Consider the following 10,529-nt stretch of genomic DNA (forward strand, 5'->3'; position numbering starts at 1 on the left):
GTCAGCCTGCCTCGACCACGTCTTTGATGCGGTTGAGCGTCTTGGTCATGTCACGAATGTTCCGGCGCTTGCGCAGAAAGCCGCCGAACAACCAGTACACGCCCAACCATGGTGCCGGGTTGAGCCGAAACGACTCGGTGACGTCCGTCCCACTACCGCTGGGCGCCAAGCGGTAATGCCAGTTGTTGACCTCCCGGTCACCGAGGAGCACCGTAAAGCCGAATTCGCGCCCTGGTTCACAAGCGGTGACCTTGCATGTCGTCCAGTACACCGGCCCCATCTCGTTGCGCTTGACGTGACCGCGAAATTTCGCACCGAGGGCCGGGCCGGTCGAATCGCCAAGCCACTCGGCTTCGAATACTTCCGGGGAAAATTTCCCCGTGTTACGGACCTCTGCGATGAGATTCCAGATCTTGTCCGCAGGAGCCGCCATATGAACAGTCGCCGAACCTTCCATGGGCTGATCCAAACACAGCCTCGCGCTGGGTCATAGACCGCGTGCGCGTTTCATCAGTGCGGGACGGCCGCCTGGATCAGTCCGTTGATGATCTGCTTGATGCCCTGGGCCGGGTGGGAGTACAAACCGATCGGCAGGCCCGAGTTGGCGCCGCACTTTGGCCAGGGCTCCACGCCCTCTTCGGCGAAAACCCGGTCGGCCACGGCGATTTGCTGCTCCCTGGATGCGGCCGCGGGATTGCCGACGCCACCGTAGCGAGCCCAGGTGCCCGGTTTGAATTGCAGTCCACCGTATTCGCCGTTTCCTGTGTTGGCGTGCCAGTTGCCACCGGATTCGCATTGCGCGATCGCGTCCCAGTTGGGGGTGGTAGCCGCGTTCGCCACACCCGTGGACGAAGTCATCGACGCTGCAACGAACCCGCCGACCATTACGGCCTTAGCGAGAGGCTTGCAGAGATTTCTCATGCCCAGGATTTCGGCCCGTGTGGCCAAAGCGTTACCTATTCGAAAATGGCGCGAGATATGCCATCTATCTGCGGAAATCGCCTTATTGGCGGGCCAAATGGGACCGTTAGAAATTGGTGAGGAAAAAATAAACTATTGCTGGCAATATGACTGCGTCGCTGATGACAGGGCCTGTCGGTAGAGGTCGTCGAGCTGACGGCCGAGGACGACGCTGCTCCTTGCGGCGTCGAGCTGCGCGGCACAGTCCGGCGCGTGCAGCAGGTCCCAGTTGGCCAAAATTTGAGTCAGCATCGTTTGGCTGAGGCTGTCGATCGCTGATCGCGACGCCGACAGCCCCGGCGAATCAGCCGGTGCGCTTGCCGGATTCAGCTTCCAATTCGCGAACCGGCTGTATTCGATGGCCTCGGTCGCATTGATCTGGTCACCGAAGACCCGGGTGATGTAGTCGCGGTCGATCTGTTCGGCGACCGCCTCGTCGCCCAGCCTGGCCAGCTCTTGCTGGACGCGGGCCGGGTCTTCAACGGCGCCATGCTTGTTCCATTTATAGGCGGCGACCGGCTCGGCAACCTGCAGCCGCTGCGCGGCGGCGTCGACCAAAGCGGTTAGCGGACTCGTGGAGTCAGCCCGAGCCGGCGCCACAAGCATCGCCAGGCCGCCGACCATGACACCGCAGCGCGTGGCCAGCAGAAGACGGCGCGAGGAAGCCCTGCGGTGCATGTCGACGATTCTGGCGTGTTCGTGGCCCCGCGTAGGCCACGACGCTCTGACGAGATGCGTCACATCGATCATTTGACGCCGGACGAACCCCTTCGGCGATCGACCACATAACGCACTACTGCGCCTGACGCAGTCGTCAGGCGCAGTAGTGACCGAGCGTGCGAGGCGGTTATCCGCCGCCGCCCTGGGTGGCGCCCAGGGCGCCCTGCAGGTCGGGCTTCATGGCGTTGAGCTGCGCTCCCCAGTACTCCCAGCTGTGCGTCCCGTTGGCGTCGAAGTTGAACACAGCGTTGTGGCCACCGGCCGCGTTGTAGGCATCCCGGAACTTCAGGTTGCTGCTCCGTACGAAGTTCTCCAGGAACTCGGCGGGCATGTTCGCCCCGCCCAACTCAGACGGCGTCCCGTTACCGCAGTAGATCCAGAGGCGGGTGTTGTTACCGGCCAGCGCCCCGACCTGAAGGGTCGGGTCGTTGCGCTGCCACGCCGGATCGCTCGACGGCCCCCACATGGCGTCGGGCTTGTAGCCGCCGGCATCGCCCATTGCGAGACCGATCAGGGAGGGCCCCATGCCCTGGGAGGGGTCCATCAGGGCCGACAGTGAGCCGGCGTAGATGAACTGTCCCGGGTGGTTCACGGCCAAGATCAGCGCTGAGGAACCGGACATCGAGATACCGACCGCGGCGCTGCCGTTGGACTTGACGCTCTTGTTGGAGGCCAGGTACCCGGGCAGTTCGCTGGTCAGGAAGGTCTCCCACTTGTAAGTCGAGCAACCGGCCTTACCGCACGCCGGACCGTACCAGTCGGCGTAGAAGCTGGACTGGCCGCCGACCGGCATGACGATCGAGAGGCCCGACTTGTAGTACCACTCGAACGCCGGGGTGTTGATGTCCCAGCCGTTGTAGTCGTCTTGAGCCCGCAGACCGTCCAGCAGATACACCGCGGGAGATCCGTTGCCGCCGCTTTGGAACTGGACCTTGATGTTGCGGCCCATGCCCGCGGACGGCACCTGCAGGTACTCGACGGGCAGGCCCGGACGCGAAAATGCATTCGCGGTCGCCGCGCCGCCGGCAAGGCCGATCAGGCCCGGCAGCGTGACTGCCGCCGCCGTCCCGACCAAAAGCCGGCGCCCCCAGGCCCGGGCCTTCTCGCTGAGATCTGTCATACCTGCCCCTGTCGGATGTGATCGGTGTGATCGTGGTCTCACAGGAATTTACCGCGTGAGTCCGTCAAATGTCGATTAGGACGCGAACGCGTCTCGTTTCGGCGTCACTTTTCACTTCAGAATTTCGCCACCCGACACGGCCGGGCGGCGACAGGACCCGAGTACCCATTCAACGACGGTCAAACCCGTCAGGTGAGGAAAATGCCAGGCAGCAGTGTCGTCCAGGTAATGGGAGCTCCGGGGGCGCCGGAGCTACGCAACGTTATTGAAAGCGCCCAAATGACGCACCGATCGGATTTCGGCGGGGATCGCCACCGGACGGCTACGCATGGCGTGTTTTGACGGGGTTCAAGGCAACGTCGGCGCACCGTGGCATCGGCAATTATTTTCGTGCAGATACAACGATGGTTTCCGCATGAACGGACCACCGCCTAAATCGGTCTCCATCCCATGGCAGTCGGATGCCCACGCGGCTGGGCCGAACGGGTGACCCGCCGGCCTCGCCGCGGTTGGCGGCGCCGCCCTGTTCATCCGGCGATTCCCAGGCGATGCGTGACCGGCGCAGCCGGACTTCCCCCGACCGCGTAGGCTCTCTCGGAGCAAGCCGATGAAGACCACGCTATCCCGGGTCTGTTCCGGCCCTCACGAATCACCGCACCTGCGGCTTCATGGTGCGCGTCGGTGTGGCTGAGGGCGTCGGAGGCGCGGGACCGATTGGGGCAATAGATTTGGACACGGTTCTTGGCCTGTCAGTGACGCCTTCCACCGTTGGTTGGGTCCTCGCTGAGGGACATGGCGCGGACGGCACCATCCTGGACCACCGGGAGCTGGCGCTGCGCGCAGTTCCCGGCACGCGCGCCATGGGTACCGCAGAACAGGTAGTGGAAGAGGTAATGCGGGTCGAGACGGCGGCGGCTGCGAGCGATCAACGCCTGCGTGTCATCGGAGTGACCTGGAACGACGAAGCATCCGCGCAGGCGGCGCTGGTGTTGGAGGCGTTGACCGACGCGGGATTTGACAACGTCGTGCCGATCCGGTTTCTGGAGGCCGTCGAGACGTTGGCTCAGGCCATCGGGCCCGTCATCGGCTATGAACAGACGGCGGTCTGCATTCTCGACCATGACTGGGCGACGGTCGTCATGGTCGACGCGCACGACGGGGAAGCCCAGATCGCGACCAAGCACGTGCGCGGCGGCTTCGACGGTCTGACCCGCTGGTTGAGCGGCATGTTCGACCGCAACGGATGGCAGCCGGGCGGCGTTGTCGTGGTAGGCGCCGATAACGACATCGACGGCCTCTCCTGGAAACTCGAAAGGACCTTGCCGGTCCCGGTTTTCGTGCAATCGATGGCCCAGGTGACCATCGCGCGCGGCGCGGCGCTGTCCGCGGCCCGCAGCACCGAGTTCACCGACGAGCAGCTGGTGGAGCACGTCAGCGCACCTGCTCCAGCACCTGCTCAGAAGCGGCACTTGCCCTACGCCGGAGCCGTGGCCGCGCTGGCGGTTGGCGCCATCACCTTCGTCGGCTCGGTATCACTAGCGGTGGGGATCGAGGTTGGCCCGGCCAGCGCGGCCGCCGCGCCTAAGCACGGTACGCACCCGTCCACACCTCAAATCGTTGAGGCGGCGCCGGCCGCCGCGCCCCTTCCGACGGCACCACAGACCAAGCCGGTGGCTCCGCAGACCAAACCACCTGCCGGGGAACCGGTTTCGGAGCCGAGCGCTCCGGAAGAGCAGCCCGGGGCCGGCGGCGGACGCCAGTCGGAGGGTGACAGCCGGCAGCCCTACTTGACCCGGGTACTGGAGCACATACCCGGTGACACCGGCGATCTGGCTGTTGATTCAGCCCCGCGCGCCGCGACCGACCCGCAGCCCTGATTGTCTGCCCGCCCGGGCAGTGACCCTCAATTGCCTTGGGCGCGAAGTGCGGAGAAAGTCAGCGACACCTCATCTGCGACCTGCACCGAACCCATCAGCAGCGAGTAGGGCTTGATGCCGTAGTCAGACTGACGGATGGTGGATTCTACTGACATTCGCCATGAGTCCTCGAGATCTTCTGTGTGCACATCGATTACATGGTCGCGCGACTCTTCCCGAATTTGGAGCACGCCGGACAGACGGTACCCGTCGTCGGCCTTCTCGATCGAGTCTGCGATGTAGCGGATCTGCGGGAATCGACTGGAAGACAATGACTTCAGGGCGTTGGAGCGCACCAGTGCTTTCTCGGCCCCAGACAGCCCCTTGACACCGCCATCGCCGCGCAGCACTTCGAACGAATCGGTGTCGACCGCCAGCTCGGCACTGACGGGTCTAGAGTCGGCCCAGCGTACGGTGGCGCGCCAGTGTGTCATCGCGATGGTGAGACGATGGCCCATCCGTGCCGCCCTGCCGGCAACACCGGTGTGCAGCAACAATTCACCGTCAGCCGGGCCGATCGTCCACACGGAGTCTTTGTCGGAAGTCACGGACCGACTGTGTCACATGGTCAAAACGGTGCGGTAGTGCGCCCGGCCCTCTTCCAAGGTCGCATAGCCCTCCGCGGCCTGCGCCAACGGCAGTTCCTCGATCCACGCGCGCACGCCGGACAGGACCGCGAAATGCATTGTGTCTTCGACTTCCTTCGCCGTCCCGGAGGGATGGCCGACGATGCTGACGCCCGGCGTGATCAGCTGCACCGGGCTGATCGGCAGCGGCTCGGGCGTGACGCCGATGGTGACCAGTTCACCTTGGGGAAGTATGCCGCCGACCGTGGCCGCCATGGCTTTCGAATTGCCCGCGGTGGCCAGGACAACCGTCGCGCCGCCAAGATCCTTCAGCGCTTCGGCGGGGTCGTTGGCTGTGGAGTCGATGTAGTGATGTGCGCCCAATTTTCGGGCATCGTCAGCCTTGCCGGTACCGCGGTTGATCGCGATCGTCTCGAAGCCCATCGCCCGCGCGAACTGCACCCCGAGGTGGCCGAGTCCGCCGACACCGAGAATCGCCACGCGATCTCCGGGCAGCGCCTTGGTGTGCCTCAAGGCGTTATAGGTAGTCACTCCCGCACAACCCATCGGGGCGGCTTCGGCGTCGGAAAGTTCGTCCGGGATTCGGGCCAGCGCGCTCACCGGCACGGTCACCGACTCGGCGTAGCCGCCGGGATACTGCCAACTCGGCACCATGCCGTTCTCGCAGTGAATGAACAGGCCCTTACGGCACTGGTCGCAGCGGTAGCAGCAACCGCCGAACCAGCCGACCGCGACGCGGTCACCAACCGCGAAATCCTGCACGCCATCGCCGATTTCGGCGATTTTGCCGGCGATTTCATGTCCGGGAGTCAGCGGCCACGACAGCCCGGGGAACCCGCCGTTGACGAAGTGCGCGTCGGTGCCGCAGATGCCGCACGCAGCGACCGTCAGGCGTACCTCGTCGCGACCCGGCGGTTTGGTTTCGGCGTCGACCAGCTCCAAAGCTGCACCTGCGGAGGGGACATGGACGGCTCGATGAGTGGGCATGGCCCCTAGCTTGTCACCCCTGTGCCTGATGCGCGACAGGGCATTTCTCGCCGTTGGTGTGGTAGTCGACCTGCCAGTGCTTGATTCCGTTGAGCCAGCCCGAACGGAGCCGTTCGGGCTGGCTGACCGATTCCAGGTCAGGCATGGCATCGGCGATGGCATTGAACATCAAGTCGATGGTCATCCGCGCCAGGTTGGCTCCGATGCAGTAGTGCGCGCCGGTGCCGCCAAACCCCACGTGGGGGTTGGGATCACGCAGGATGTCGAAGGTGAATGGGTCGTCGAACACTTCCTCATCGAAATTGGCTGAGCGGTAGACCATTACGACGCGCTGACCCTTTTTGATCTGCACGCCGGACAGCTCAAAGTCCTCTAGGGCGGTCCGCTGGAATGAGGTGACCGGGGTGGCCCACCGGACGATCTCGTCGGCCGTCGTGACGGGACGCGCGCGCTTGTACAGCTCCCACTGATCCGGGAAGTCGGTGAAGGCCATCATGCCCTGTGTGATGGAGTTGCGGGTGGTCTCGTTGCCGGCCACAGCCAACAAAATGACGAAGAAACCGAACTCGTCGTCGGAGAGCTTGTGCCCGTCGACGTCGGCCTCGACCAACTTGGTGACGATGTCTTCCCCGGGGTTCTTCGCCCGGTCGGCGGCCATCTGCATGGCGTAGGTGATCAATTCGACCGAGGCGCCCATCGCGTCGTTGCGCGCGAATTCGGGATCCTGGTCGCCCACCATTTCATTCGACCAGTGGAAGAGCTTCATGCGGTCTTCCTGGGGCACTCCGAGCAAACCGGCGATGGCCTGCAACGGCAGCTCGCAGGAGACCTGCTGGACGAAGTCGCCCGCACCCTCGGCAGCCGCTTTTTCGACGATCTGCCGGGCGCGCTCGTTCAGGTCCTCGCGTAACCGCTCGACGGCGCGGGGGGTGAAACCCCGGGAGATGATCTTGCGCAGGTGGGTGTGCTGCGGGGCGTCCATGTTGAGCAGGACGAACTTGCCGGTATCGCGCTGCTCTTGCACAGTGCCCTCTTTGTAGCGGGGCAGGGCGGTGTTCTCCAGGCTGGAGAACACGTCACTACGCCGCGAAATCTCTTTGACGTCCTTGTGCTTGGACACCACCCAGAAGCCACCGTCATCGAACCCGCCCACCCCGTTCGGCTGTTCGTTCCACCAGATCGGCGCGGTCCGGCGCAGCTCGGCCAGTTCTTCCACCGGCAGTCGCTCGGCGTGGATGTCCGGGTCGGTGAAGTCGAAGCCGGGAGGCAGATTGGGGACCGGCTTGGCAGTTGGCTCGACGGTTGGCATGGCCCGCTCCTCGATGACGAAGTGGTCTAGTCGTCCTTGTGCAAGGAAACCACTGCCGCACCTTGGTTGGGAAGCATTGACGCGAGATCACCGGGTGCGAATTGGAACGTGTTCTTCACCGGCAGTTTGTCACCTAGCAGAGGGTTTAGGCGGCCTATCGCGGTCACAAGCCGAAACGGTCTTGTGGCTGGCGGTCCGACCGATATGCTTTGGTGCAGGTCACCGGCGACAATTTGCGGGGTAGAAGATGATTCGGGAACTGCTCAGTGCCGCTTCGATAGCGGGCATCACGATCGGCTTGGCACCGTGCGCGGCCGCCGGCTATGACGGCGACGTACCGGGCATGAACTTTCAAGCTTCGCTGGGCGCGCCGTGCGACAACTACGAGCGCTTCATCTTCGGGCGAGGGCCCAGTGGCCAGGCCGAGGCCTGTCACTTCCCGCCCCCAAATCAGTTCCCGGCGGCGACCATCGGGTACTGGGTGATTTCGTACCCGCTGTACGGAGTCCAGCAGACCGGTGCGAAATGCCCGGGCTCGCAGGCCGCGGCGCAGACCCCGGACGGACTTCCCATGCTGTGCCTGGGAGCTCAGGGGTGGCAGCCTGGATGGTTTACCGGGGCAGGATTTTTCCCACCCGAAGGGTGATCGGGTAAGCCATGAACCGGAGTGAGCCCGGCGAACCGGTCGTGCCCCGCTGGCTGCGTTTCGTGCTGGCCTCGGATCGCGCCGGGTCGGCGTGGTACATCGGCACCGGGTTTTTCTTCGCGCCGGTGCTCGCCGTGCTCTCGCCCTGGCCCGCAGTCACCGCCGTGCTATGGGGTGTCATCGCAATGGCCGGGCTTTGGCTGGGACTGCTGGGCATTGCGATGGCCATCGGGCTGGCCCGAATAATGCGCTCCGGAGCCGAGATTCCCGAAGATTACTGGCGCACGTTGGTGCATTACTAAGGCGCGCAACGCCGGCGAGAAATGGCGCCTGGCCCCGTCTAGAGTCGTAGCAACCGTCCTGCGATAAAGGAGACTCGAGATGGCCTTCAATCCCAAAGATGCAGTCGACGCGGTGAGGGACATCGCGACCAATGCCGTCGAGAAAGCCTCCGACATCGTCGAACACGCCGGCGACATCATCCGCGGTGACGTCGCCGGCGGCGCCAGCGGCATCGTCCGGAATTCGATCGACATCGGCACCTACGCGCTGGACCGGACAAGGGAAGTGTTCACCGGCAGCGACGAAGTCGACGACGTCTAAGCGCAAGGTCTCCGTTAGACGGACGCGGCCTCGTTGAGCTCGTCGAGCCGGTTGGTCGCTTCCAGGTACTCCTGCACCCAGCGCTCGATGACCGTTGAGGTCTTCTCCACCTTGGTGAATTGCCCGACCACCTGACCAACCGGGTTGAACGCCACATCGACGGATTCGTTGGGGTACCTGTTGGTGGCCCGCACGGCCATGCCGGACACCATGTACTGCAACGGCATTCCGAGCGGCTTCGGGTTGTCGGGCGCCTCCCATGCCTCGGTCCAGTCGTTGCGCAGCATGCGGGCCGGCTTGCCGGTGAACGAGCGGCTGCGGACGGTGTCGCGGCTGCCGGCCTTGACGTAGGCCTCCTGCTGAACCGGGGTGTTCGAGGACTCCTCGACCATCAGCCACTGCGATCCGGTCCAGGCACCTTGCGCGCCGAGCGCCAATGCGGCCGCGATCTGCTCACCGCTGCCGATCCCGCCGGCGGCCAGCACCGGAACCGGGGCGACCTCCTTGACGACCTGCGGCCACAGCACGATCGAGCCGACCTCGCCGCAGTGCCCACCGGCCTCCCCGCCCTGCGCGATGATGATGTCGACGCCCGCGTCGGCGTGTTTGCGAGCCTGCGAGGGCGAACCGCACAGCGCCGCGACCTTGAGCCCGGCCTCGTGAATGTGCTTGATCATTTCGGCCGGCGGGGTGCCAAGCGCGTTGGCGATCATCTTCACCTTCGGGTGCTTGAGCGCCACCTCGACCTGGGGTGTGGCCGTCGCCTCGGTCCAACCGAGGAGCTGCAGGCTGTCGCCATCGCTGTCCTCTACCGGTACACCATGGTCGGCGAGGATCTTCTTTCCGAAGTCGAGGTGCTCCTGCGGCACCATCTTGCGCAGCGTCTCGGCCAGCTCCTCCGCGGACAGGTGGGAGTCCATGCCTTCGTACTTGTTCGGGATCACGATGTCGACGCCATACGGGTGGTCGCCGATGTTCTCGTCAATCCAGTTGAGTTCGATCTCCAGCTGCTCGGGCGTGAAGCCGACCGCTCCGAGCACGCCGAACCCCCCGGCCTTGCTGACCGCTACGACGACGTCGCGGCAGTGGGTAAAGGCGAAAATCGGGAACTCGATACCGAGTTCGTCGCAGATAGGGGTGTGCATTACAACTCCTGGGAGCTCGCCGAATTGGAACGTGTTCTAGTTTAGTACGTAGCTCACTGACGTGGCCAGCGGGCCCTGACCTGCGCCTTATTACTACGACCCGTCACTGCCGTCAGTCCGCAATGCTGTTCGCCACCCAAAGGATGAGAAACACGAGCATGCAGGCGGCGCAGAGCAGATGGTCTCGGCAGACCGAGCGAGCCAACCGCGTCTGCTCGGACGCACTGTCCGCGCGATGCCCGAGTCGTATCGCATCGGGGACCGTGTGCGTCAATGCCAACATGGTGGGGATGCCGACGAGCGGGGCCGAGGTCACCAGTAGCCAGCCTGGGTCGTGTCCGCGCGCTGCCTGCACCACAAGCGTTCCCAACAAAGTGAGCATGACGAGCGCGATCAGACGACTCATTGGCCGAGACGTAGTGGTCGCGCGGTGGTAGTACGCCGCGATGGAAGCGAGGACGGCCTCGGGCAGTTCGGTCGTGACCTTGCGGTAGGGGAGAACTTGGACGTCGAAAATCAAGTCCATCCATAAGACG

Annotated in this window: 13 protein-coding genes; 4 read left to right on the forward strand and 9 right to left on the reverse strand. The window is 64.3% G+C overall.

What is annotated here, in order from left to right:
• Position 1 precedes the first annotated feature (1 nt).
• The 4 genes from VFW69_RS12420 to ag85B form a co-directional block, all read right to left on the reverse strand.
• On the reverse strand, positions 2-475 hold the full coding sequence (locus tag VFW69_RS12420) for an SRPBCC family protein (RefSeq protein ID WP_526501649.1): 474 nt from the start codon (positions 473-475) through the stop codon (positions 2-4).
• A 35-nt stretch (positions 476-510) separates the two neighbouring features.
• Entirely contained in the window at positions 511-921 is a 411-nt protein-coding gene (gene rpfC, locus VFW69_RS12425; RefSeq protein WP_526501620.1) for a resuscitation-promoting factor RpfC, read from the reverse strand.
• Positions 922-1,053: 132 nt separating this feature from the next.
• Positions 1,054-1,584, reverse strand: coding sequence for a chorismate mutase (locus tag VFW69_RS12430; protein WP_526501651.1), 531 nt, complete (start codon positions 1,582-1,584; stop codon positions 1,054-1,056).
• A 223-nt stretch (positions 1,585-1,807) separates the two neighbouring features.
• Complete coding sequence (gene ag85B / locus VFW69_RS12435) at positions 1,808-2,800, reverse strand: diacylglycerol acyltransferase/mycolyltransferase Ag85B (RefSeq protein WP_526501622.1); 993 nt, start codon at positions 2,798-2,800, stop codon at positions 1,808-1,810.
• Positions 2,801-3,528: 728 nt separating this feature from the next.
• Between ag85B and VFW69_RS12440 the strand changes: the two genes are divergently transcribed.
• The gene (locus tag VFW69_RS12440; protein ID WP_526501624.1) at positions 3,529-4,677 is read left to right on the forward strand and encodes a DUF7159 family protein; all 1,149 of its coding nucleotides are present in this window, start codon (positions 3,529-3,531) and stop codon (positions 4,675-4,677) included.
• A gap of 26 nt (positions 4,678-4,703) precedes the next feature.
• On the opposite strand, the gene VFW69_RS12445 is transcribed toward VFW69_RS12440, so the two are convergent.
• From VFW69_RS12445 to VFW69_RS12455, 3 genes are read right to left on the reverse strand one after another with little or no spacing between them, the layout of a single operon-like run.
• Positions 4,704-5,264 (reverse strand): YceI family protein, encoded by a 561-nt coding sequence (locus VFW69_RS12445; protein WP_526501626.1) that lies wholly within the window; start codon positions 5,262-5,264, stop codon positions 4,704-4,706.
• Between the two features lie 12 nt (positions 5,265-5,276).
• Positions 5,277-6,290: an alcohol dehydrogenase gene (locus VFW69_RS12450; RefSeq protein ID WP_526501628.1), complete on the reverse strand. Its 1,014-nt coding sequence runs from the start codon at positions 6,288-6,290 to the stop codon at positions 5,277-5,279.
• Between the two features lie 13 nt (positions 6,291-6,303).
• Positions 6,304-7,599: a cytochrome P450 gene (locus VFW69_RS12455; protein ID WP_526501630.1), complete on the reverse strand. Its 1,296-nt coding sequence runs from the start codon at positions 7,597-7,599 to the stop codon at positions 6,304-6,306.
• 247 nt (positions 7,600-7,846) lie between these two features.
• Here VFW69_RS12455 and VFW69_RS12460 point away from each other — a divergent pair, with 247 nt between their 5' ends.
• The 3 genes from VFW69_RS12460 (at position 7,847) to VFW69_RS12470 (ending at position 8,848) form a co-directional block, all read left to right on the forward strand.
• On the forward strand, positions 7,847-8,245 hold the full coding sequence (locus VFW69_RS12460; protein WP_526501632.1) for a hypothetical protein: 399 nt from the start codon (positions 7,847-7,849) through the stop codon (positions 8,243-8,245).
• An 11-nt stretch (positions 8,246-8,256) separates the two neighbouring features.
• Entirely contained in the window at positions 8,257-8,547 is a 291-nt protein-coding gene (locus tag VFW69_RS12465; protein ID WP_526501634.1) for a hypothetical protein, read from the forward strand.
• A 79-nt stretch (positions 8,548-8,626) separates the two neighbouring features.
• Positions 8,627-8,848 carry an Rv1893 family protein gene (locus tag VFW69_RS12470; protein WP_526501636.1) on the forward strand — a complete coding sequence of 74 codons (222 nt, stop codon included), beginning with the start codon at positions 8,627-8,629 and terminating at the stop codon, positions 8,846-8,848.
• A gap of 14 nt (positions 8,849-8,862) precedes the next feature.
• On the opposite strand, the gene VFW69_RS12475 is transcribed toward VFW69_RS12470, so the two are convergent.
• On the reverse strand, positions 8,863-9,993 hold the full coding sequence (locus tag VFW69_RS12475; protein ID WP_526501639.1) for a nitronate monooxygenase: 1,131 nt from the start codon (positions 9,991-9,993) through the stop codon (positions 8,863-8,865).
• A 112-nt stretch (positions 9,994-10,105) separates the two neighbouring features.
• A partial coding sequence (locus VFW69_RS12480) for a hypothetical protein (protein ID WP_526501641.1) occupies positions 10,106-10,529 on the reverse strand: 424 nt, incomplete at its 5' end.

It is taken from the genome of Mycobacterium sp., assembly GCF_036273375.1.
Taxonomy (GTDB): Bacteria; Actinomycetota; Actinomycetes; order Mycobacteriales; family Mycobacteriaceae; genus Mycobacterium.

Bases quoted from the DNA above. Each gene is read 5' to 3' on its own strand.
- rpfC (WP_526501620.1), bottom strand. From the start codon at position 921: ATGAGAAATCTCTGCAAGCCTCTCGCTAAGGCCGTAATGGTCGGCGGG.
- VFW69_RS12430 (WP_526501651.1), bottom strand. From the start codon at position 1,584: ATGGTCGGCGGCCTGGCGATGCTTGTGGCGCCGGCTCGGGCTGACTCC.
- ag85B (WP_526501622.1), bottom strand. From the start codon at position 2,800: ATGACAGATCTCAGCGAGAAGGCCCGGGCCTGGGGGCGCCGGCTTTTG.
- VFW69_RS12450 (WP_526501628.1), bottom strand. From the start codon at position 6,290: ATGCCCACTCATCGAGCCGTCCATGTCCCCTCCGCAGGTGCAGCTTTG.
- VFW69_RS12455 (WP_526501630.1), bottom strand. From the start codon at position 7,599: ATGCCAACCGTCGAGCCAACTGCCAAGCCGGTCCCCAATCTGCCTCCC.
- VFW69_RS12460 (WP_526501632.1), top strand. From the start codon at position 7,847: ATGATTCGGGAACTGCTCAGTGCCGCTTCGATAGCGGGCATCACGATC.
- VFW69_RS12465 (WP_526501634.1), top strand. From the start codon at position 8,257: ATGAACCGGAGTGAGCCCGGCGAACCGGTCGTGCCCCGCTGGCTGCGT.
- VFW69_RS12470 (WP_526501636.1), top strand. From the start codon at position 8,627: ATGGCCTTCAATCCCAAAGATGCAGTCGACGCGGTGAGGGACATCGCG.
- VFW69_RS12475 (WP_526501639.1), bottom strand. From the start codon at position 9,993: ATGCACACCCCTATCTGCGACGAACTCGGTATCGAGTTCCCGATTTTC.